Raw genomic sequence first — 22333 nt, 5'->3', positions numbered from 1 at the left:
TTTACTTTTTTACTGCCAAACAATTATAAATGAAAATATCTTGGATCCGGATAACGGAAAATAAAGTCAAGTTCCGAAATTAACTTTGAAGACAGGATTTTCTTTCCCTTCACTTCATCAGCTTCAATATCCGGTAAATCCTTCTGGGCATGAATTACCTGGTTTTTTGACGGATGCATCGGAGCCGTCACATTATAAAGCTTTCCTTTTGATCCCTTTTCTATCATTTCTGAAATCACCCTGACAATATCAGTATAATGAATATGGTTGACTGCAGCATCCGCATTGGTCACAGTATAGTTTTTAAGAAGCCTGTGATCTCCCATCAGACCTCCCAATCTTAAAATATTCACCTGTGGATATGTATTTCTGACCAATCGTTCTCCCGAAACCTTTTCTACAGGTACATCTTCTTCGGTTAAGTCTTTTGAAATATCCGGATAAACACCCGTAGAGCTCATCAAAAACATCTGCCCTTTGAAATCGCCAATAAATAATGACAAATTCTTAATTCTGTTGTATAATGAGCTTACACAGCAGCTTTTCTCTGAAACCGGAATCGTAATAATCAAAGCATCCATATTTTGAATTTCTTCCCATTGCGGGTAGGGCTCTGTCAGCTGATAATCCATAAAATGAGCAACCTTTGCACAAAATCCTTTAGCATTCAGTTCATCTGCTTTATCCTGTGTAGTGGTGGTGGCACATATTGTATATCGATCAGACATAGCTGTTGCAATTCTTTCTCCCAGCCATCCGTAGCCTATAATTCCAATCTTTTTCATAAGTCTGATTTTTTTTGAGAAGAAAGCATTTCATCCAGGACAGCTGTTAAAACAGTTTTTGTTTCTTCATTGAGATGGATGCATTGCTGAACCGCTTCCGGAATATGTTTTGCCTTTTCCTGAAGCGCCTTTCCTTTTTCTGTAAGGTGTATAAGCACTACCCTTTCGTCCTCTGTGCTTCTGGTTCTCGTTAAAAGTTCATGGGTTTCCATTCGTTTCAATAAAGGAGTCAGAGTTCCGTTATCCAGATGAAGGTGTTCTCCTATTTTACCGATATTCATCCCTCCATTCTCCCATAGAACAACCAGAACCAGATATTGAGGATACGTCAGTGAAATTTCATCCAGATAAGGTTTGTACAATCCTGTGATATATCTTGAAAGAGCATATGTTTTAAAACATATATGTTCGGAAAGAGCCATCATAATTTTTTATTAAGCAACAAAAGTAGTATAATTATTTTGTGCACAATATTTTTGTGTACAAATTTTTAGGATATGAATAAAAATAGTAATCTGTCACGAAATACCACTACACTTTAGTGTAAAATTACTATCATTCGTTTATTTTATTGCCTGTTTCTTATTTACACCTTCGTTTTTTTATTAAATTCGCAATGAATAAACCTTTAAAAACTAAGATTAAGCATGAAAAACACTAAGCTCTCCGGTCTGTCTATTGACGAACTCACCAAAGAAGACAAAAAACGTTCAGCCATTTTTATTTCATACTGTATTATTATTGGAATTATGATTGGCGCTTCCATCTATGCCACGATCAAAAATGGATTCAGCGTCATCAGCCTCCTTTCTATATTTTTCATTCCAATGTATCTAATCATATGGAATAATCATAGAGAGGTACGCAAAGAAATCAGATCCCGTAAATCCAATTAAAAACTTTACGAAATGCAGAATACATGTTTAAACTGTAGTCAGGCCGTCACTACAGTGTATTGCGGCAGCTGTGGACAAAAAACCAGTACCCATAGATATTCTCTTAAACATTTTATAGAGCATGATTTTATCCATGGCGTCTGGCATGTGGATAAAGGTCTTTTGTTTACAGTAAAAGAATTATTTACCAGGCCTGGTCATAGTGTAAGAGAATATATTCAGGGAAAAAGAGTTAATTATTTTAGTTTTATAACACTCTTAGTACTTGCGATCACGTTCTCTGCACTCATTTCACATTATTCTCATATCAATTTTGGAGATCTGGTTCCGGAATCGAGTAAATCTACCATGAACTCTTTTCAGAAATTTACGTCTGCTTACCCTAAAATAGTAATGCTCATTACCATACCTATCACTTCTTTTTTCAGTTATATCTGGTTTCGGAAGGCCTCTTTTAACTATTCTGAACATCTTGTTCTCAATTGTTATAAAATGGCCGCTGAAATGATTGCAGGCATGGTATTTACTTTAATTACCTTGTTTTTTGATAACAGCAAGACTCTTACTTATCTGTATTTGTTAGCGACTTATCTTGTCAGCCTAACTTATGGAACTTGGTTTTATTTCCAATTCTTTTTTCAATCGGGATATTCCAGAGTATCCGTACTTTTCAGGAGTCTTATGATTCCCCTTACTTTTATGCTCTTTGTAATGGTTATTGGATATTTATCGGGTGCTATTGCTGCTGCATTACATTAAACTATAAAACCCTATTATAGAAAAAGGGCTTCCAAATTGGAAGCCCTTAATACCATATCACATATAATAAAAACTTTATTATTCAAATTAAAACTCATTAATCATGACGTAAAAATGTCCCGAGTACAAACTATTTGCATTTCCGGAAATATTGGTAAGATTAATGGTAACACTGGAAGTTGAGGTCATTCTCGGATTTGAAATTGAAAATGATGAATTTCCGGCAAAGTCTCCTGCTGGAGATACCACTACAACTGCTCTTGTAGAAGCAGGCTGAAATCCTGCCGGAACCGGTATTTCCAATGTTACAGATTTCCCCGGAGGCAGATTATTGATTGATACTCCCGGCCATGATTCAAAATTCATCTGATTTTTCTGTATACTTCCCTTTTCTCCCAGTTTAAACTGTCCGTTTACATCCAGCTTAGCAGAAGAGTTCGGAGCAACAGTACCAATCCCTACATTCGCATTATTATTTCCCAAAACAATGGCATTGGCCTGTGAAGTGGTTGCTCCATATCCTACAGCTGTTGAATATTGTCCCAGAGCATTAGCTCCAGAGCCCACAGCCGTTGAATTTTCACTATTGGTAACCGCATTATACCCTAGAGCGGTTTCACTATTGGTATTTGTTTTTGCATTATACCCTACTGCCAATGACTGAAAACCTCCTGCAGAGGAGTTGTTTCCAATAGCTGTAGATTCATTTTTACTGGTTTGGGCATTGTGTCCGATTGCTGTAGACTTAAATGCACCTGCTGATGATTTATTTCCTATGGCCAGCCCCTCATTTGCTGAAACTGAAGCAGCACTCCCAATGGACACTCCCTGGAATGCCGAACTTGAACTTCCGATAGCAATTCCGTTTTGGCCGGCATTGGCTCCCTGTCCAAAACTAACAGAATTATCAACCCCAAGTCTACCGGCAGTTAATGAATTAACTTTAAATATCAAATCATCCATCGTCTTTGTTCCCAAGAATAAATTGGTATTGGCTCCGCCATAGTTTCCCACATTGGTACCGGTAGTATTCCAGCCGTTTCCATCATCTTTAACCATACTTCCGACTGCTGTCGTTGAAATTTTATTCCATTTGGAAGCATACCAATAATAAAATCCGGATTCCGGTAAACCTGCTTTCCCGTTATTCCATACTATAAGTCCGTCAGCAGGAAACTGTATAGTAGTTTGGTCTGCTATAGATTCAAGACTAATACTTGGCAGCAGTACTCCTTTATCTTTTGAATTGATTTGCAGCATTGCAGAACGGTCAGGATCAGGTGTACCTATCCCTACTTGTGCGAATGTAAAACCAGCAAATAATAAAAAAAGAAGACTGAGTTGAAATTTAGAATTTTCCTGCATCACCATGTTTTTTTTGGAGGCGCAAAGATACAAATATTTTAACAAATCAGCAATTTTATTAAAAATAACATAATTAAACACACACAAAAGTGATTAAATTAAACTTTACTCACACTTGAATGAAAATTATTTATATATCAATACTTTAAACAAAAACCATTGATAACCCTCAACAATAACTCTACTATAAATATACCAAAACCTACTTAAAGTATTCTTAAAAATAACCTTATAAAAATGATTTAACCAAAATTACTCACAATCTAATGAAACAACTTTCAATATGATCATTGACCATTCCCGTGGCCTGCATATGAGCATATACAACGGTAGATCCCATAAATTTGAATCCTCTTTTCTTCAGATCCTTAGATATACGGTCTGAAATTTCGGTTGTTGCAGGAACATCCGACAAAGTCTTAGGTTGATGATCTATAGGTTTTCCACCTACAAAATCCCATATATATTGAGAAAAGCTTCCGAATTCTTTTTGTACCCCCATAAACTTCTGAGCGTTGGTTACAGCAGCCAGTATCTTCAGCCTGTTTCTGATAATTCCGGAATCATTCATTAATTCTTCTATTTTATGATCAGAATATAAAGCCATCTTTTGATAATCAAAATGATCAAATGCCTTTCTGAAATTCTCTCTCTTGCTGAGAATAGTATACCAGCTAAGTCCTGCCTGAAAGCTTTCAAGAATCAAAAATTCGAAAATAGTCTTATCATCATATACAGGCCTTCCCCATTCCTGATCATGATATGCTCTATACAGATCATCTTTTTCGCACCATCCACAACGAATTTTTTCCATAGATTAAAAATTTATAGGTTAAAGTTAATACCCATTTTAGAAAAAATAAAAAAAGATTATGAAAAATTTAACAATATCACATCTTTTTAGGAATGGTTATTGTTTATTTACTAACACACAATTCAAATTACAAAATATAATATTATGAACAATTCAGAGTATAACAAAGCGGAAAATGCAGTGAATAATGTAGAGAACTCTTTACAAAATGCAACAGATCAGGCCAAGTGGAAAATCAATGAATTGGCAGACAGAGCCAAAGATTATATTAATGAGAAAAGGGGTAACGATCAGGAAGCTAATCAAGAAGATTGGTTAGACAGGGTAAAAGCTAATGTTTCAGATGCCTGGGAAGATATAAAAGATAAAGCGGATGAGGCATGGGAAAAAACCAAAGATGCGGCAGAGGATGTAAAAGCAGAATGGAATAAGAAAACCAACTAATAATTTCAGTCATATAAATATTTTCAATAAAATGGAGTCTTAAATCGATAAGGCTCCATTTTTATTATGTCATAACCACAATTATTGCTACATTTGTATTTCAATAAACATTAAAAAATTATGTCATACGGTTTACTTAAAGGCAAAAAGGGGATTATTTTTGGAGCCCTTAATGAACAATCTATCGCATGGAAAGTTGCTGAAAGATGTCATGAAGAAGGTGCGGAATTCATCTTATCTAACGCTCCTATCGCTTTGAGAATGGGAGAGCTTAATGGGTTAGCAGAAAAAACAGGTTCTGAAGTGATAGCTGCAGATGCTACTTCTATAGAAGACCTTGAAAAGCTTTTTGATGCTGCGACAGCAAAATTCGGGAAAATAGATTTTATCCTTCACTCTATAGGCATGTCCGTAAATGTAAGAAAAGGAAAACATTATACTGAAATGAATTATGACTGGTTAGAAAAAGGTTGGGATATTTCAGCTGTTTCTTTCCATAAAGTAATGCGTGTAGCTTGGGAGAAAGACTGTATGAATGAGTGGGGAAGTATTTTGGCCCTTACTTATATTGCAGCTCAGAGAACTTTCCCTGATTATAATGATATGTCTGATAACAAAGCTTATCTTGAAAGTATTGCAAGAACTTTCGGTAATTACTGGGGAGCGAGAAAAGTACGTGTAAACACAGTTTCTCAGTCACCTACCCCTACTACGGCAGGTAGTGGTGTAAAAGGTTTCGGAGGTTTCCTTGGATATGCTGAAGATATGTCTCCACTAGGAAATGCTACAGCTCTTGACTGTGCTAACTATTGTGTAACTTTATTCTCTGACCTTACTCAAAAAGTAACTATGCAGAACCTTTTCCATGATGGTGGTTTCAGCAGCTCAGGGGTTACTCAGAAAGTAATCAGCAAGTATGATGTTGAATAATTAAGAATATTATTTTTACTTATAAAATAAGAATCGGCGGCCTCAAAGAGGCCGCCGATTCCGTTAAAAATAATATTAATATGAAGTTATAAAATTACAGTCTGTATAGAATGGGCAGGTGCATTCAGTTTGGCAGCCATTCCTTCTATCCACAGATTTGTGTCGATATCATTGTCTGAATCATTCATAATTACGGTTACCAGTTGTCCGTTTTGATTCATGAAAGCAGTAGACGTAAGGGCAGCTCTGTTAGAAGAACTTCCGATTCTCTGGGCATTTGGTTTAATAAATTTTGATACATGTCCTACGTAGTAATATTCATAGGTATAATGTACTTCTCCGGTTTTGGTATCTGCAATAATTGGGGCAAAGCAGAAATTTCCTTTATGATTAGGGCCTCCGGTTTCATCCAGCAGGATATTCCAGTCTGTCCATAATGCATTTCCTTTGTTGAAGTCGTTAAGCATATTTTTCCCGTACAGCTCACCTAAGCTTACATCATAGATCTGATCCATTTTGAACTGTTCTTTACAGCCTTCGGTAAACGCCAGAAATTTATCTGGAAAAGCTCTGTGGGTTTCTGCTAAATTATCAAAAAGCTGGGTTTTATTATTCCATGTTTCATACCAGTGATATCCAATTCCATGAGCATATTTTGAAGTTTCAGGATCACTCAGGGTGGTGGTTGCTCTTTGATAGATCAGATCTCTGTTATGATCCCAGATCATTACTTTTTTATCTTTATATCCATTTTTCCAAAGGGTAGGTCCCAGATTGTTTTTCAGAAATTCACCTTCCTCTTCTGCTGTGTAGATACATGATTCCCAGCTTTGTGTTGCCATAGGCTCATTCTGAACAGTTAATCCCCACACATTAATACCTCTTTTCTCATATTCTTTGATGAATTGGATATAATAATCTGCCCAGGTTTGATAATACTGATTTTCCAGTCTTCCGCCTTTGTATAAACTCTTATTAGACTTCATCCAGGCAGGTGGACTCCAGGGAGAAAAATAAAAGGTAAAGTTATTGCCTATCGCATTTTTCGCTTCTTTAATCATAGGAATCTTATACTTTTCGTCATGGGCAATATTGAAAGACTTCAGAGAAGTATCATTATCTGCCACATAGGTATAAGAGTCGCTGGAAAAATCACAGGAGTTCATATTGGTACGTACCACGGTATATCCCAATCCATCTTTACCAAAATAAGCGTCTAAAATTTCTTTCTGCTTATTTTTAGGCATTTTGTAAAAAGTTTCAGCCGAAGCATCAGTGATCGCCCCTCCTATTCCTATTAATTTTTGATATTTAAAACTGGGAGCCACAAAAATACAGGCTTCCGTTTCCTTAGGCTGTCCGAATTTTTCAAACTTTACAGATCCTTTATCGGTCATTTTTTCATTGACCTTAGAATTGGTAAGAATTACTTTAGCTGTTTTTCCTTCATTTTTCTTCCAATAGTTTTGCGCATTGGCATTGAAAACAACACCTACAACAAAACAGCTTACAATTAGTTTTCTCATATTTTTTTCTGTTTTTGGACTTATCGTCCTCATTTTCGCTATTTATTTTGATAGACTCTTACATAGTCTATGTAATACTTCTGTGGAAAAACAAGATCATCAATCCCCTCTTTTCCACCCCACATTCCTCCTACTGCTAGATTTAAAATAATGAAGTAAGGCTGGTCAAACGGCCATGCTCCATAATTTTTTTCTTTATTTTCGTAGGTGAAAAATTTGCGTTCATCTATATAAACGTCTATTTTTTCCGGTGTCCAGTCTGCTTTATAGACATGGAACGTTTCACTTACATCCTTTACAAACAGGGTGTCCGTTTTCTGTGTTCCCTGAATATGGTTGTATTTTTTAGTGTGAACAGAAGCATGTACATACCCCTGATTAAAACCCACGTGCTCCATGATATCCAGTTCACCATCATCCGGCCATTTTTTCATATTTTCGCTCATCATCCAGATTGCCGGCCATGTTCCGCGGCCCTTGGGAAGTTTTGCTCTGACTTCTATTGTTCCATACTGAAAAGCAAATTTTCCTTTGGTTAAAAGTCTTGCAGAAGTATATTTATTGTTTTCCCAATTTTCTTTTTTAGCTTCAATGATGAGATTTCCTTTTTCCATTCTGACATTCTCAAGCCGGTTTTTAGTATAAAACTGAGCTTCCTCATTTCCAAAACCGCCCCCTCCGGTATCATAATTCCATTTTAATGAATCCGGAAGTCCTTTACCATTAAATTCATCATTCCATATAAGGGTTCTGCCAGAATCCGGTATGTTTGAAGCACAATTGACAACAGAAAGGAAGAAAGCTCCTACTGTACATATTTTGATAATACTTTTAGCTTTGAGGTTCATATGGATTAGGTTTGTTTCGGCTAAAGCCATTTTCTGACATTTTACTAAGCGGGCTAAAACCCGTTCCTATCGAATTGAGCTTATTTCACCCAATTAATTCTTTTTGTCTGAACATTTTGAGAATGGGTTCCGATCATTATATCAAATTCCCCACTTTCCCAGTCAAAGTTCAGATCCTCATCAAAAAATTTCAGTTCTTCAGGTGTCAGCTTAAAATCTACTTTTTTGCTTTCTCCCTTTTTGATGAATATTTTCTGAAAGCCCTTCAGTTCCTTCACAGGTCTCACTACTTTTCCGAAAAGATCTCTGATATAAAGCTGTACCACTTCTTCACCATCATATTTCCCTGTATTGGAAACGGTAACACTAATGTTCAGTGTCTGATTTCCGGTAAGGCTTACTGCGCTTAAAATCATATCAGAGTATTTAAAATCTGTATAGCTCAGGCCATATCCAAACGGATATTTCGGATCATTATCAAGGTCTATATAGGCGGAAACATAGTTTCTGTCTGTATTATTTTTCGCAGGTCTTCCCGTATTAAAATGATTATAGTATACAGGGATCTGCCCTTCTGTTCTCGGAAAGCTCATCGGAAGTTTTCCTCCAGGATTTACGGTACCAAACAGAACATCTGCAATAGAGTTTCCTGCTTCCGTTCCGAGCCACCATGTGTACATAATCGCAGGAATATTGTCTGATGCCCAGTTGAAAATCAGAGGCCTTCCGGCATTAACCATCAAAATAATAGGTTTTCCTGTTTTGGCAATTTCTTTCAATAAATCTTCCTGAACGCCTGTAAACCCGATATTGCTTCTGCTTTTTGCTTCGCCGCTCATCGCATGGCCTTCCCCCAATGTCATAATGACAACATCAGCTTTTTTTGCAGTCTCTACTGCTTCCGAAAACTGACTTTTATCCTGATCATCCACATTACAGCCCTTTGCATACATTAAAGTGGAGTTTTTATCGAGTTGATTTTTAATTCCATCAAATTGTGAAACGATTCTTTGGTTATCATCTTTGAAAGCAATAGACCAAAATCCGTGATTGGCTACAGTTTCTTTAGCAAAAGGACCAATCAAAGCAACCGTTTTTACCGTTTTTGAAAGCGGAAGAATATTCCCCTGATTTTTAAGAAGAACAATACTTTTGGAACCAAATTCTCTTCCGAATTTTCTATTCTCCTGATTGTCGGTTTGTTCTTTCTGCCTTTTTTCATTGCTGAATCGGTAAGGATCATCGAAAAGACCCATTTCAAATTTTTTGGTTAAAATTCTCCCTGTGGCATCATCTACCAGTTTTGCATCTACTTTTCCTTCTTTAACCAGTTTGGGAAGTTGTGCCATGTATACACGGCTTTCCATATCCATATCACTTCCTCCCTGTATAGCTTTTTCTGCGGCTTCGTTAGCATCTCTGGCATAGCCGTGAGGAATCATTTCCCCAATGCTTCCCCAATCTGAAACTACAAAACCTTTATAATTCCATTTTCCCTTTAAAAGGTCTCTCTGTATATATTGGTTGGCTGTAGCCGGAATTCCGTTAATGTCATTAAAGGAATTCATAAAAGTAGCTACTCCCGCTTCTGCAGCAGCTTTGAATGGTGGAAGATAAGTTTCATTCAGCTGTCTGAGGCTCATATCTACAGAATTATAATCTCTCCCACCTACAGCCGCTCCGTATGCTGCAAAATGTTTTGCACAGGCCATTACGGCATCAAGACTTCCCAAACCTCTGCCCTGAAATCCTTTAATCCTTGCTAATCCTATTTTTGTTCCCAGGTAAGTATCTTCACCAGAACCTTCCATTACCCTTCCCCATCTCGGATCTCTGGCGATATCCACCATTGGCGCAAATGTCCAGTGAATACCATAAGCAGCCGCTTCCGTAGCTGCGATTCTTTCTGATTTTTCTATCATTCCCAGATCCCAGCTTGCCGCCTGTCCCAGATTCACAGGAAAAGTAGTACGGTATCCATGGATAACGTCCTGTCCGAATAGCAAAGGAATTTTCAGTCTCGACTGCATTGCCAGTTTCTGAAATGCCCGGGTTTCTTCCGATCCTGCCACATTCAGCATGGAACCTACTTTACCTTTTTTAATTTCCTCTAAAACAGCTGCAGAATTAGACTGCTGAGGTCCTGTAGCATATTCGAAACCACTATACTGAACCATCTGTCCTACTTTTTCTTCAAGGGTCATTTTAGCCAGCAGCTCTGCTACTTTCTGATCAATTGTTTTCTGTCCGTAAGTGCTCATTCCCAATGTGGAAAATGCCAGTAAGAAATAAACTCTTTTCATGATATCAAATTAAAAAATAAAGGTTGCTGTAGAACGTCCTGAAATTGTTGCAGCAGCGGTTTTCCCGGCAAATTTAATATTAAAATTTTCATCTGCTTGATTATCGTTCTGAACAATTAAAACTATTTTCCCAAATTGAGTCTTAAAAGCTACTGTGGAAAGTTTATCGGTCTGTGTGGAAGCGATACGCTGAGAACCTGCAGGAACAAATTTCGAAGCGTGTGCAATAATATAGTAGGAAACATTTCTTGTGAAATTTTCACTGTCAGATACGGTAATTGCTCCCTTACATTCTGTACATCCGCCATCTGTATGGGGTTTATACTGAGGATCATTTGCCAGGTTCCATTCCAGAGCTATTTTACTCCAGTTTCTCATAGAACCGATGATCACATTTTTTGTATGCCAGTTCAGGTCTTCATTAAAAGTTCCCTTTGCACCGGTCCACTGCTCCGTAAAATACAGATTTTTATCAGGGAAAGCATCGTGCACAGTACTTAAAGCAGAGATTTCACCTTCATATAAATGAAAAGCAGACCCGTCAATATATCGATACGCATCAGGATCTTTCAGAATGTCAATGGCATACTCGGGTTTATTACAATTATGGTCATAGACTACAATTTTAGTATGGATTTGATTTGTTTTAAATTCCGGACCTAAATGATTTTTGATAAAGTCTCTTTGCTGCTCAGATGGCATATATAAACTGGGATTATTTCCCGGATGCAGAGGTTCGTTCTGAGGCGTAACCGCATCAATATGAATCCCCTCTTTCTTCATTTCCTGAATATACTTTACAAAATACCGGGCATAAACACCATAGAATTCAGGTTGTAAATTTCCTCCTTTTGATTTTCCATTATCCTTCATCCACACCGGGGCAGACCACGGCGCTGCAATGATCTTAATTTTAGGATTAATAGCTAAGATTTCTTTTAACATAGCAATCAGAGCTTTATCCTTTGCCAGACTGAATTTTGAAAGACTGGCATCCGTCTGCCCTTCCGGAAGGTCATCATAAGAAAATACCTCACCATCAAGATCTGAAGCTCCTATACTTAACCTTAAATAGCTTACAGAAATCGAATTTTTATCGTTTCCAAAAACCTCATTGAGTAGAGCTTTTCTTTTTGAAGGTGATAGCCGGTTGATCACTTCCACACTTCCCCCTGTCAATGTATATCCAAATCCATCAACATATTGAAACTTTTGAGAACCATCAATTTCAATATTTTGATCATTATTGGAACCATTTCCAAATTTGAAAGGAGTCTGAAGCTGTAATTTTACGCTTTCATCGCCTTTTGTCAGCCAATACTGGACCTCATCGCCTTTAACCTCAGCAACCGATGTGCAGGATAAAGGAAAAAGTACCACACCACAAAGTAGTGCGGTACCTCTAAAGAAACTATATAAGTTGTGAAACTTCATGTTTAATAGCCTGGGTTTTGCTTGATCAGTGTATTAAGAAGTTCGTTATAAGGAATAGGTAAAAGCTCATTCCTGTTAGCCTTGAAACCTCTTGATGCCAATTTGGACGGCGCATCTCCCCATCTTACAAGATCGAACCAACGGTGTCCTTCCCCAGCCAGTTCTCTTCTTCGTTCATCTTTTACTGCCTGCAGGGAAACCGGAACTGACGACAAACCAACTCTGGCTCTTACAGCATCCAGTAACGCCTGGGCTCTTGCTCCTGAACCATTAAGTGCTTCTGCTTCCATAAGATAAGTATCTGCAAGTCTTATTACGATGTAATTTCTGCTGTAATTAAGCTCCGGAGCTCCCGGAAGGTTAGATACTTCGTCTCTTGAAGGGAGATATTTATTCAGAAAATAGCCTGTATCGTTATGAGCCGGAGAATATTTAATCTCACCATTAGCAGCCAGTTGTTTTGCATTCAATATAGTAGATTTTACCCTTGGATCACTGGCCATGAAATTGTAAAGATCTTCAGTGGCAGTATTAAAAGCCCAACCGGATACAATATCCGGTGCTGAAGTCTTCAGCCTGTCATATCCTCTTGGCCCGATCATGATGCATATAGAATTCCCCTCATCTTTCCCCTGTCCCCAGAAAGGCCAGTCGGAATTTCCTTTATTGGTGTGCATAACTTCAAGAATAGATTCTGAGGTAAATTTATTTCCAGCCTTCCACAGGTCGTCGTAGTTGGCTACTAATTTATAACCATATTGACTGAACTGCCCCGGCGTTCCGTTTACCTCTGCAAATTGAGCTGCAGCCTGAGCTTTTTTATTGTTATACAGATATATCTTACCCAGAATAGCCCGTGCTGTTCCCTGACTGATCCTTCCCACCTCAGCTTTGTTGGTAGGAGCTATAGCTAACGGAAGATCATTAATGGAAGCCTCAATATCAGATTCAATCTGGCTGTAAACAGCCTGAGGGTCTGCCTGAGGAATATTATAATAATCGTCTGTAGCCGTAATAGGTTTTAGAATCAAAGGAATATTTCCGAACATCTTCAGAAGTTCAAAATAATACAATGCTCTTAGTGTTTTAGCTTCAGCAATGAACCTGTTTCTGGTCTGGTCATTCATTTTAGCATCAGGAATACGCTGAATCAAAAGATTGGCTCTGGCAATTCCCTGGTAAAAATCATTCCAGTAGGTTTTAGGAACCGATATCTGATCAATGGAAAAGTTAGAAAAACTTTGTATACCGGCGCCGTCTGTAGGGCTTCCTCCTCCTGAATAGAAATCATCAGAACCTGCATTAAAGAAAGTTACTGTATTTTCAAAACCTCCGGAATATTTTCTGAGAAGATCATATACCGATACCAAAGCACTGAAAGACTGCTCTTCATTCTGGAAATAGTTATTGGAGTCAAAAGCTCCTTTATTCTGTACATCTTCGATGAATTCATCACCACATGAAACGGAACTGAATCCGATCCCTGATGTAAGAACGACTAATAATATTGTTTTATAGAATCTGTTTTTCATGTTGTTTTTTTTAGAATTGAATGTTAGCTCCAAATAAGAATGTTCTGGCTTGCGGATAGTAAGCTCTATCGATACCGTAAGAATCATTTACTGCAATTTCAGGATCATATCCTGTGTACTTTGTAAATGTAAACAGGTTTTCCCCTGTTACGTAAAATCTGATCTTATTGGCCCCGAAGCGTTTGGAAACATCTCCCGGTAAGGTATATCCCAGCTGTACCAGCTTAATCCTCATAAACCCTCCATCCTGAAGATAATAATCGGACATTTTCGTATAGTTTTTATTATCGTCGTTAGCATCCAGTCTTGCCACAGTATTCGAAGTACCCGGGCCTGTCCATCTGTCCAGAATTGTAGTCTGGTAATTGCTGTAGAATAGGTCAAGTCTTCTTAATCCCTGGAAAATTTTATTTCCACCTTGTCCCTGAGCAAATATCATCAGGTCTACATTTTTATAGTTAAGATTCACGGTAAGCCCATATGTAAATTTGGGTACGGAACTTCCTAAATATTCGTAATCTTCATCACTGATTTTACCATCACCATTCACATCCGTTCTTCTAAAATCACCAGGTTTAGCACCAGGCTGAATCAGATCGCCATTGGCATTTCTATAGGCATCAATTTCTGCCTGCGTCTGGAAAATACCTGCATTTTTATATCCAAAAAAAGCACCATATGGTGATCCTACCTGGAATCTTGTCACAGGTCCCATAGACTGGAATGTAGCAAAATTTTCATAAATTTTATCATCCTCAAGTCTGGTTACCTCATTCTTTAAATAGGAGAAATTCCCATTAACAGAAATTCCGAAGTCATTCCAGTTCTTTTTATATCCTAAAGCGATCTCTACTCCGGTATTATCCATATCTCCAACATTTCTCCACGGTCTTTCGGGAGCTCCCACATACCCGGGAATATCTACCTGGCGAAGGATATCTGTTGTCTTCTTTTTAAACCAGTCTACCGTTAAAGTGAAATCCTGCAATAGTTTCAAATCTGCAGCAATATTCAGCTGTGAGGTTTCTTCCCATCGAAGATTCGGGTTTTCCAAAGTTGTTGGAGCGTATCCGATGACAATATTATTGTCACCATAGGTATAGTTGCTTCCTGATTTAAGGAAATTGGCAAATCTGAAGTTCTCGATGGCATCATTTCCTAAAACACCGTAGCCTCCTCTAAATTTTAACGTGTTTACAATTTTATTTTCAGGCCAGAAGTTCTCATTAGAAACGTTCCATCCCAATGAAAATGCCGGGAAATTTCCCCAGTGCTGCCCTTTTGCAAATTTAGAAGACCCATCTCTACGGATTGTTCCCGTAAAAAGGTATTTGTCTTCGTAATCATAGATCACCCTTGCAAAATATGATGCTTTATGGGTCTGAACCCCATCATTGGCAACGGTAGAACGGTTCTCCTGAGGAACATCAAAGTTGAAAGAAGCATCTTCCCAGCTATTAATCGGAAGATTGATATAAGTCGTATTGTTTCCTGAGCCAATATTATAGTAGTAAGCCCCCTGGCCTATCAATACACTTAAGCTATGCGCTCCCCATTTATTCTGATAGGTCAATGTATTTTCAGTATTCCATTCCAGCTTTCTGTTACTCTCTCTCAAAAAGCTGTTGAAAACAGTATTTCTGGAGTTGGTATTCAGATAGTATTTAGGGGTAAACTGCTCTTTGCCCCAATAGGAAAGTTTACCGTTTAATGTCGTTTTGAATGTAAAATGATCCAGAAACTTCAGTTCCGCAAACACATTGGCTACAAAATCATCTGACCAGTTGTATTTTCCCAGCTGCGTCTGTCTGAATGCCAGTGGATTGGTCATTTCATTTTCCACAATAGTAGATACTCCGTATGGATTTCCGAAAGCATCCCTGATCAGGTAAGGAGAAAGTCCGGAGTTGTTATACGGGCTTGTATTCAGTAAAGCAGGGTCTGTCACCACTACAGGTGTTATAGGATCAAGGTTGATCACAGAGCTTAAAGGACCTCCATACTCATCATTGGCATTAATACCTTTGGTCTTTTGGTGGGTATACGATAAGGTCTGCCCAATGGTAAGAAAATCGAAGACTTTATGCGTGGAATTTAACCTAACATTCATTCTTTTATAATTGGAAATATCTCTCAGGACAATTCCGTCCTGCTCATAATAGCCAAATGAAGAATAAAAAGTTGATTTATCATTTCCACCACTGATACTGAACTCATGAGACATTCTTTCAGCTGTATTAAAGGCGACATCCTGCCAGTCTGTTCCGGCACCAAAAGATTGAGGGTTGGTGAACCTTGGGTCTTTTCCTGCATTGGTCAGAGCTTCGTTGATAATTGTTCCATACTGGCTGGCGTTCAGAAGATCAAGTTTCTTGGCAGCTGATCCTACACCATAAAAACCATTATAGCTTAAGTTCATCTTACCCTTCCTTCCCTTCTTAGTCGTTACCAGGATAACTCCTTTCGCTGCGGAAACACCATAGATAGCAGAGGATGCACCGTCTTTCAGAATTTCTATATTCTCTATATCCGACTGGTTAAGCCATGCAATATTATCTACCACAATACCGTCCACTACCCATAAAGGATCATTACTTCCGGCTCCAAAGCTGGTTACACCACGAACTCTTACTGTCGCTGCAGATCCCGGCTGCCCGGAATTGGTAACTACAGAAACTCCGGCTGCCCTTCCCTGAAGAACCTGTTCCGGCTTACCAGAAGGAATATCTTCAATATCCTTGGCCCTTACACTGGATATAGCTCCGGTTACATTACTTTTTTTCTGACTACCGTAACCGATCATTACGATCTCGTCTATTTTGTTTTCTTTAGAAAGCGTGTCCTTCACCTTAGTCTGGGCACTGAAGTTGGCCGTAAAATAGAGGACGGCAACCAACCCTAAGCTTCTTGATATTCTTACATTCATATACAGTTATTATTTTAATTCTCAAATTGAGACAATAAAAATATATTTTTTTTCAATTAATTAACATTACATTAATAAATATTTTAATTTTTCGTTTATTTTTAAGGGTTAGAAGCGTTATCTTCGCACTAATATTTCATAAAAAGTAATAAAAACCTAATAAAATTAATCCCCAAAATGACCGTCAAGCTTTCCAATATTTCTCTTCCGTTAAAATTGACTTTTCTTATTTTTTCGATGGTATTGAATTGCATGGGGCTTATTATTCTTCAGCTTTCTGAGGCTAAAATTACCTACAGTGAACTGGGACTTCTGGAATCATTCAAGGATTTACCTATCGCATTCATTTCTCTGTTTGCCGTAGGTTTCATTAATAAAACAGGAACGAAAAAAGCATTAATTATGGCTTTGAGTATTGTAGGAATATGTTCCTGCCTTCTCCCGTTTATTGAAGTATTTTGGTTTTATAAATTATGGTTTGCCATCATTGGGGCATGTTTTGCTATCGGTAAAATTTGTGTTTTTGGAATTATCCGGAATAATATCTCAGATGAAAAATCGCTGGCTAAAACCATGAATAATGTGGAAGCTTCCTTTATGATTGGAATATTTGTAGTCAATACAGGTTTCGGCTGGCTGATTTCAAGCTCCTATTCCCAATTCTGGAAATTTGGATTCTTACTTATAGCACTGGTCTGCATCATCACCATTATTTTATTTGCAAAAGCTGATATTTCAGAGGCAAAGCAACAGGAAAATAAAGGGATGATCTCCGAATTATCGGGATTTGCCACCCCACAGGTACTGCTCTTTCTGGGAGTCGTATTCTTTATCGTATTTGTGGAACAGGGATTCAACTCATGGCTTCCGTCATTCTATAAAAACCACCTAAAGGTTAATTCATTTTTTGCCCTTCAGGCTACGTCTTTCCTGGCACTTTTTTCTTACGCCGGAAGAACTGTAACCGCCAATATTATCAGAAGGTTTTCATTACCCGGTTATTATATTTCATGTATATTTTTAATCCTTGCCATTCTTATAGCCATTGTCGGCATACAGTATTTTGGTTCGGAAAATTCAAGCCTGCTGCTGTTTTTGTTTCCGGTTATCGGGTTGTTTTTATCACCCCTCTACCCTGTTATTAATTCAAAAATGATTGCCCAGACCGATAAAGAGAAAGTAAATCTTTTTACTTCACTCATCGTCATATTCTCTTCTTTAGGCAGCTCTGTAAGCTCTATCATCATGGCTGTCCTTTTTGGAAAACAACTCTTACATTTCTATCCTTTATACATATTATGCTCTGTAATTGTGCTTTTTATGATTAGTTTGTTTTATTTTAAAGTATCTAAAAAGAAAATATAGAAAATAATTTTATTTTTACTCCCATGAAAATCAAAGACACAAAAAATAAAGAAACCCTTCGGGAACTTATTGATACAAAAGATTTTGTAGCTCATATATCTGTAGACTGCACCATATTCGGATTCCATAATAATATTTTGAAAGTATTGCTTCTGAAATATCATGATCTTGATTTGTGGTCACTACCCGGTGGTTTTGTATTCAATGATGAAGATCTTCGGGAAGCTGCCGAAAGAGTCCTGTTTGAAAGAACACACTTAAAAGGATTGTTCTTAAAGCAGTTTCATACTTTTGGAAGAATTGACCGTACAGAAAATAATGTCCATCAGATCCTTCTTCAGAACAAAGGAATTGAAGTCCCAAAAGACCACTGGATTTTCCAGAGGTTTATTACAGTGGGATACTGCAGTCTTATTGATTTCTCAGTAGCCAATACCTTTCCGGATGCATTCAATGAGAGTTGTGAATGGTTTGAAGTCAGTAAATTACCGAAAATGGCTTTCGATCACGACAGGATTATAGAAACCGGTTTGGAATATCTCCGTATGAACATCAATACAGAAGTAGCTGCCAGTAATCTCCTTCCTGAAAAGTTTACCATGAAAGACCTTCAGGCCCTCTATGAAACTATTTTAGGTCAGAAATTCCGAAGAAATAATTTTCAGCGGAAGATTTTAAGCTTAAATATCCTTGACAGGCTGGAGAAACTTTATGATGGCTCTGCTAATAAGGCTCCATACCTGTATAAATTCAAAAATGAAGTCCACAATTCTACCAATCAGTACCCTATATCTAATGATGAGGAGGAATAAAAAAGGAGCATTCTTTTATAAAAATCAAAAAAACAACACTATATTACTGAAAATCAGCATTAATCTAAGTTTTTAAAAAAATTTTTTTAACCACCCGAAAAATGCTATTTTTAACAAAATCAAAAAAATCATGTCATATTATCCTCTTACAAGCATTCCTGATTACTATGGAATTGATGCTTTACTTACTGAAGAACATAAACTGATCCGCCAATCTGTAAGAGACTGGGTTGAAAGTTATGTAATGCCGCAGATTGACCAGGCAGCTCAAAATCACACCGATCTTCCCGGCCTTATGAGAGAATTGGGAAAAATTGGTGCTTTAGGTCCTTATATCCCGGTTGAGTATGGCGGTTCCGGATTAGATCAGATTTCTTATGGTCTTATCATGCAGGAATTGGAAAGAGGAGATTCAGCAGTACGTTCTGCTGCTTCAGTACAGAGTTCTTTGGTGATGTTTCCTATAAACGAATTCGGTTCTGAAGAACAAAAAATGAAATATCTTCCAAAGCTTGCTGCCGGAGAAATGATAGGATCTTTTGGACTTACTGAGCCTAATCATGGTTCTGATCCAAGTTCTATGGAGACCTATTTTAAAGATATGGGTGACCACTATCTTTTAAATGGTGCTAAAATGTGGATCACCAATTCTCCTCTATGCGATATCGCCGTAGTATGGGCAAAAAATGAGGAAGGAAAAATACAGGGATTAATCGTTGAAAGAGGAATGGAAGGCTTCACAACTCCTGAGACTCATAATAAATGGAGTTTAAGAGCTTCAAAAACAGGAGAACTGGTATTTAATGATGTAAAAGTTCCGAAAGAAAATTTACTTCCGGGAGTAACAGGATTAAAAGGACCTCTATCTTGTCTTAATTCTGCAAGATATGGAATTTCATGGGGTGTAATTGGTGCTGCTATCGACTGTCACTGTACGGCGGTTCAGTATTCTAAAGAAAGAAAACAGTTTGGTAAACCTATCGGATCTTACCAGCTTCAACAGAAGAAATTGGCTGAATTCTTAACTGAGATTACAAAAGCACAGTTATTATGCCTTCAGTTAGGAAATCTTAAAAACGAACATAAAGCGACTCCTGCGCAGATCTCTATGGCTAAACGTAACAATGTGAAAATGGCTATTGATATCGCAAGAGAATCAAGACAAATCCTTGGAGGTATGGGAATCATGGGTGAATTCCCAATGATGAGACACGCTGCCAATCTGGAATCTGTAATTACCTATGAAGGAACTCACGACGTTCATTTGTTAATCACCGGTTTAGATATTACGGGAATCAACGCTTTTTAAATAAAAGACAAAATAGAATAAAAGAGCCTGGCCAGTTGGTCAGGCTCTTTGTATTACTCACTTTCAAGAGAATTTATATTCATTGAATAGTTATTGATGTCGTAATTTTTTAATCAATTCCTTAAAAATATTACCTTAATCCCATTATAAATACATCAATATGAAAAAAATTACAACTTTTTTATTGGGCATTACCGCTCCGTTTTATTTTTCTCAGCAAAGAGGAGATCTCATAAGCGCAGAAAAAAAACTGGATCTTACTCCACAGGGAGTTGCTAATTTTATTGCCAATAATCTTGGTGAACAGAATGCTCCGGACTTTGTCAGTTATCTCAATGGTTTCAATGTAGGAGTAAAAGGATATAAAATAACCTATTATACCAAAAACGAAAAAGATGTCCTTGTAAAAGCAACAGGGCTTCTTATGTATCCTAACGTCAATTTCAAGCTTTCAACCGTTGTATCTGAGCACGGGACTACAGACAGTAGAAATAATGTACCTTCTAATTTTAAAGGGGCTTTAACGGCAGGATTCGTTGTGGAGCTCTCCTATGTTCTCAACGGGTATATCCTAATGGCACCTGATTATGTAGGAATGGGAAGTGGAGACGGTGTACATCCTTACGTAGATTATCCTACGGAAGCAGGAGCCACCATAGATTTCATCACCGCAGCAAACAAGGTTCTTGCTCAGCTTGGCCTCAAACGTTATGATGAATATTTTCTGACGGGTTACTCTCAGGGAGCCCACGCAGCTATGTCGACATTAAAAAGCTTAAGTATTTCCAATCCGGGAAATATAAAATTTAAATATGCTTTTATGGGCGACGGGCCGTATGATATGTCCGGAACCACTTTACAAAAAGGGGTTTTAGACAAAGATATCTATCCGTTTAGCTCATTTTTGGCCAATGTTCTTCACAGTTGTAATAACGCTGGATATAAAACATATACTAATGATATTTCGGAAGTAATCTCAGCCGAATATCTGGACAGATATAATTATCATGTGGTTCAGGATAACGGAGGTTTGCTTTGGGGCCCTGTCATATGGAGAAAACTTTTCACCAATACATTTGTCAATGAAGTTACAAACAATCCAAATCACAGATTCAGACAATGTCTAAAACCGAAAGACGTCTATGATTGGTACAATAAAACACCCATGACATTGGGGCACTCTACAGTAGACCTGGCTATTCCACCGGAAAACACTTCAAAAACCATTGATGTACAGAGAGGCTATTATCCGTGGTGGGATCTGAACAAATATAAACTGGATGCTATATATTGGGGACCTTTGGGGCATGTGGGAGGAATAATTCCATTCACTCTGGCTTCCAATGTAAAATTTAATACGCTTAGAAGTGGTGGAGTTCTGAATGAATGGGCTTTCCTGACTTCAAAACAGGCAGGAAATTCTTCAGCCGAAGCCGCTCCATTGTATTCCTCCCAGATAAAACCGGATCTTGGAAACAAGCAGTTAGTTGAAATCACAGATTTCAATCAGAAAAAAGCAGCAGGCAGATCTGCTTCAGAAAAAAGCCTGACCACCTTAAAAGATGGAGTCTATTTGTTAAAAGTATCAGAAAACAATGAGAATAAAATGATTCCGTTTGTCAAAAATACGCCTGCCGTAGTTGCAGAGAATGAGATTGTACAATCGGAAAACAATGGCCTTCTACAATTAAAAGTTGATCAGGAGGAGCTTTCCTCTATCAATGTTTTTGATGATAAGAAGAATCTGATCAAAACAATTTCTCAGGAACAATATCGTGAAGATGGTGGAATCAGCCTTCAAAATCTGGATCATCAAAATTATACCTTTGAGGTAGTTACTCCGTTTTATAATCTGCAGTTCAGTAAAGCAGTTGGAGAACGTCCATCCGAAAGCACTACCGAATTATTTACGCAAAACCGCCAGATTATGGCTAGAGCCCAGAATGATATTAAAACGATCAGCATATACTCTATTTCCGGTGCATTAATTCTCCAACAGGAAGTTAATAAACCACAGTTTGAATCGAGGAGTTTAGATCCGGGAATGTATGTGGTTCAGCTCACTCTATCCAATGGGAAAAGTATTCACAAAAAAGTAAAATTATAACACACTTTAATCCATTTTCATATTCATTTCAAGTTAATTTTATGCACTTCATTTTACGATGGATGAAGTGCATTTTTTATGGATTATCCAAAAATTACACCCATAAATTATAATTCCATAATATTTAAATCTTGCAAAAAAGCTCAATTTAACCCCTCACATACTTATTCAAACTATA

18 protein-coding genes are annotated in these 22333 nt (G+C 37.6%); 8 read left to right on the top strand and 10 right to left on the bottom strand.

What is annotated here, in order from left to right:
- Positions 1 to 23: 23 nt before the first annotated feature.
- Together B8967_RS01695 and B8967_RS01690 are read right to left on the bottom strand one after the other, a co-directional pair.
- Positions 24 to 785 (bottom strand): Rossmann-fold NAD(P)-binding domain-containing protein, encoded by a 762-nt coding sequence (locus tag B8967_RS01695; RefSeq protein ID WP_084084084.1) that lies wholly within the window; start codon positions 783 to 785, stop codon positions 24 to 26.
- Positions 782 to 1210 (bottom strand): MarR family winged helix-turn-helix transcriptional regulator, encoded by a 429-nt coding sequence (locus B8967_RS01690; protein WP_143330443.1) that lies wholly within the window; start codon positions 1208 to 1210, stop codon positions 782 to 784. Before B8967_RS01690 ends, B8967_RS01695 begins: the two co-directional genes overlap by 4 nt.
- Before the next feature lie 222 nt (positions 1211 to 1432).
- Here B8967_RS01690 and B8967_RS01685 point away from each other — a divergent pair, with 222 nt between their 5' ends.
- Both B8967_RS01685 and B8967_RS01680 read left to right on the top strand, forming a co-directional pair.
- Positions 1433 to 1681: a hypothetical protein gene (locus B8967_RS01685; protein WP_084084082.1), complete on the top strand. Its 249-nt coding sequence runs from the start codon at positions 1433 to 1435 to the stop codon at positions 1679 to 1681.
- A 12-nt stretch (positions 1682 to 1693) separates the two neighbouring features.
- Positions 1694 to 2440 (top strand): DUF3667 domain-containing protein, encoded by a 747-nt coding sequence (locus B8967_RS01680; RefSeq protein ID WP_084084080.1) that lies wholly within the window; start codon positions 1694 to 1696, stop codon positions 2438 to 2440.
- An 87-nt stretch (positions 2441 to 2527) separates the two neighbouring features.
- Here the strand turns inward: B8967_RS01680 and B8967_RS01675 are convergent, their stop codons facing one another.
- On the bottom strand, positions 2528 to 3805 hold the full coding sequence (locus B8967_RS01675) for a hypothetical protein (RefSeq protein WP_179140015.1): 1278 nt from the start codon (positions 3803 to 3805) through the stop codon (positions 2528 to 2530).
- Between the two features lie 256 nt (positions 3806 to 4061).
- Entirely contained in the window at positions 4062 to 4619 is a 558-nt protein-coding gene (locus B8967_RS01670) for a DNA-3-methyladenine glycosylase I (RefSeq protein ID WP_084084076.1), read from the bottom strand.
- A gap of 144 nt (positions 4620 to 4763) precedes the next feature.
- Here B8967_RS01670 and B8967_RS01665 point away from each other — a divergent pair, with 144 nt between their 5' ends.
- Positions 4764 to 5063, top strand: coding sequence for a DUF883 domain-containing protein (locus B8967_RS01665; RefSeq protein WP_047495450.1), 300 nt, complete (start codon positions 4764 to 4766; stop codon positions 5061 to 5063).
- 120 nt (positions 5064 to 5183) lie between these two features.
- Entirely contained in the window at positions 5184 to 5993 is an 810-nt protein-coding gene (locus B8967_RS01660) for an enoyl-ACP reductase FabI (protein WP_047495453.1), read from the top strand.
- 86 nt (positions 5994 to 6079) lie between these two features.
- On the opposite strand, the gene B8967_RS01655 is transcribed toward B8967_RS01660, so the two are convergent.
- From B8967_RS01655 to B8967_RS01630, 6 genes are read right to left on the bottom strand one after another with little or no spacing between them, the layout of a single operon-like run.
- A complete protein-coding gene (locus tag B8967_RS01655; RefSeq protein WP_047495893.1) occupies positions 6080 to 7519 on the bottom strand; it encodes a glycoside hydrolase family 30 protein in 1440 nt (479 codons plus the stop codon).
- A 38-nt stretch (positions 7520 to 7557) separates the two neighbouring features.
- Positions 7558 to 8397, bottom strand: a complete 840-nt coding sequence (locus tag B8967_RS01650; RefSeq protein WP_228405975.1) for a glycoside hydrolase family 16 protein — start codon at positions 8395 to 8397, stop codon at positions 7558 to 7560.
- 50 nt (positions 8398 to 8447) lie between these two features.
- Positions 8448 to 10670 (bottom strand): glycoside hydrolase family 3 N-terminal domain-containing protein, encoded by a 2223-nt coding sequence (locus tag B8967_RS01645; protein WP_084084074.1) that lies wholly within the window; start codon positions 10668 to 10670, stop codon positions 8448 to 8450.
- A 9-nt stretch (positions 10671 to 10679) separates the two neighbouring features.
- Positions 10680 to 12104 carry a glycoside hydrolase family 30 protein gene (locus B8967_RS01640; protein ID WP_084084072.1) on the bottom strand — a complete coding sequence of 475 codons (1425 nt, stop codon included), beginning with the start codon at positions 12102 to 12104 and terminating at the stop codon, positions 10680 to 10682.
- Between the two features lie 2 nt (positions 12105 to 12106).
- Entirely contained in the window at positions 12107 to 13636 is a 1530-nt protein-coding gene (locus B8967_RS01635; protein ID WP_084084071.1) for a RagB/SusD family nutrient uptake outer membrane protein, read from the bottom strand.
- Positions 13637 to 13646: 10 nt separating this feature from the next.
- Positions 13647 to 16562 carry a SusC/RagA family TonB-linked outer membrane protein gene (locus B8967_RS01630; RefSeq protein WP_084084069.1) on the bottom strand — a complete coding sequence of 972 codons (2916 nt, stop codon included), beginning with the start codon at positions 16560 to 16562 and terminating at the stop codon, positions 13647 to 13649.
- A 177-nt stretch (positions 16563 to 16739) separates the two neighbouring features.
- Here B8967_RS01630 and B8967_RS01625 point away from each other — a divergent pair, with 177 nt between their 5' ends.
- From B8967_RS01625 to B8967_RS01610, 4 genes are all read left to right on the top strand, one after another.
- Positions 16740 to 17927, top strand: coding sequence for an MFS transporter (locus tag B8967_RS01625; RefSeq protein ID WP_081989214.1), 1188 nt, complete (start codon positions 16740 to 16742; stop codon positions 17925 to 17927).
- Positions 17928 to 17950: 23 nt separating this feature from the next.
- On the top strand, positions 17951 to 18739 hold the full coding sequence (locus tag B8967_RS01620; RefSeq protein ID WP_052188786.1) for an NUDIX hydrolase: 789 nt from the start codon (positions 17951 to 17953) through the stop codon (positions 18737 to 18739).
- A 130-nt stretch (positions 18740 to 18869) separates the two neighbouring features.
- Positions 18870 to 20048: an acyl-CoA dehydrogenase family protein gene (locus B8967_RS01615; protein ID WP_047495482.1), complete on the top strand. Its 1179-nt coding sequence runs from the start codon at positions 18870 to 18872 to the stop codon at positions 20046 to 20048.
- Between the two features lie 160 nt (positions 20049 to 20208).
- On the top strand, positions 20209 to 22155 hold the full coding sequence (locus tag B8967_RS01610) for a T9SS type A sorting domain-containing protein (protein ID WP_084084067.1): 1947 nt from the start codon (positions 20209 to 20211) through the stop codon (positions 22153 to 22155).
- Positions 22156 to 22333 lie beyond the last annotated feature (178 nt).

The organism is Chryseobacterium sp. YR221 (genome assembly GCF_900176315.1).
In the GTDB taxonomy this organism is placed as follows: domain Bacteria; phylum Bacteroidota; class Bacteroidia; order Flavobacteriales; family Weeksellaceae; genus Chryseobacterium; species Chryseobacterium rhizosphaerae.
This window is presented reverse-complemented; position numbering and strand designations above follow the sequence as displayed.

Coding starts and splice junctions, on each gene's coding strand:
- B8967_RS01650 (WP_228405975.1), bottom strand. CDS start 8,397: ATGGCTTTAGCCGAAACAAACCTAATCCATATGAACCTCAAAGCTAAA.
- B8967_RS01620 (WP_052188786.1), top strand. CDS start 17,951: ATGAAAATCAAAGACACAAAAAATAAAGAAACCCTTCGGGAACTTATT.
- B8967_RS01675 (WP_179140015.1), bottom strand. CDS start 3,805: ATGCAGGAAAATTCTAAATTTCAACTCAGTCTTCTTTTTTTATTATTT.
- B8967_RS01645 (WP_084084074.1), bottom strand. CDS start 10,670: ATGAAAAGAGTTTATTTCTTACTGGCATTTTCCACATTGGGAATGAGC.
- B8967_RS01670 (WP_084084076.1), bottom strand. CDS start 4,619: ATGGAAAAAATTCGTTGTGGATGGTGCGAAAAAGATGATCTGTATAGA.
- B8967_RS01690 (WP_143330443.1), bottom strand. CDS start 1,210: ATGATGGCTCTTTCCGAACATATATGTTTTAAAACATATGCTCTTTCA.
- B8967_RS01680 (WP_084084080.1), top strand. CDS start 1,694: ATGCAGAATACATGTTTAAACTGTAGTCAGGCCGTCACTACAGTGTAT.
- B8967_RS01610 (WP_084084067.1), top strand. CDS start 20,209: ATGAAAAAAATTACAACTTTTTTATTGGGCATTACCGCTCCGTTTTAT.
- B8967_RS01660 (WP_047495453.1), top strand. CDS start 5,184: ATGTCATACGGTTTACTTAAAGGCAAAAAGGGGATTATTTTTGGAGCC.
- B8967_RS01665 (WP_047495450.1), top strand. CDS start 4,764: ATGAACAATTCAGAGTATAACAAAGCGGAAAATGCAGTGAATAATGTA.
- B8967_RS01630 (WP_084084069.1), bottom strand. CDS start 16,562: ATGAATGTAAGAATATCAAGAAGCTTAGGGTTGGTTGCCGTCCTCTAT.
- B8967_RS01655 (WP_047495893.1), bottom strand. CDS start 7,519: ATGAGAAAACTAATTGTAAGCTGTTTTGTTGTAGGTGTTGTTTTCAAT.
- B8967_RS01640 (WP_084084072.1), bottom strand. CDS start 12,104: ATGAAGTTTCACAACTTATATAGTTTCTTTAGAGGTACCGCACTACTT.
- B8967_RS01625 (WP_081989214.1), top strand. CDS start 16,740: ATGACCGTCAAGCTTTCCAATATTTCTCTTCCGTTAAAATTGACTTTT.
- B8967_RS01685 (WP_084084082.1), top strand. CDS start 1,433: ATGAAAAACACTAAGCTCTCCGGTCTGTCTATTGACGAACTCACCAAA.
- B8967_RS01615 (WP_047495482.1), top strand. CDS start 18,870: ATGTCATATTATCCTCTTACAAGCATTCCTGATTACTATGGAATTGAT.
- B8967_RS01635 (WP_084084071.1), bottom strand. CDS start 13,636: ATGAAAAACAGATTCTATAAAACAATATTATTAGTCGTTCTTACATCA.
- B8967_RS01695 (WP_084084084.1), bottom strand. CDS start 785: ATGAAAAAGATTGGAATTATAGGCTACGGATGGCTGGGAGAAAGAATT.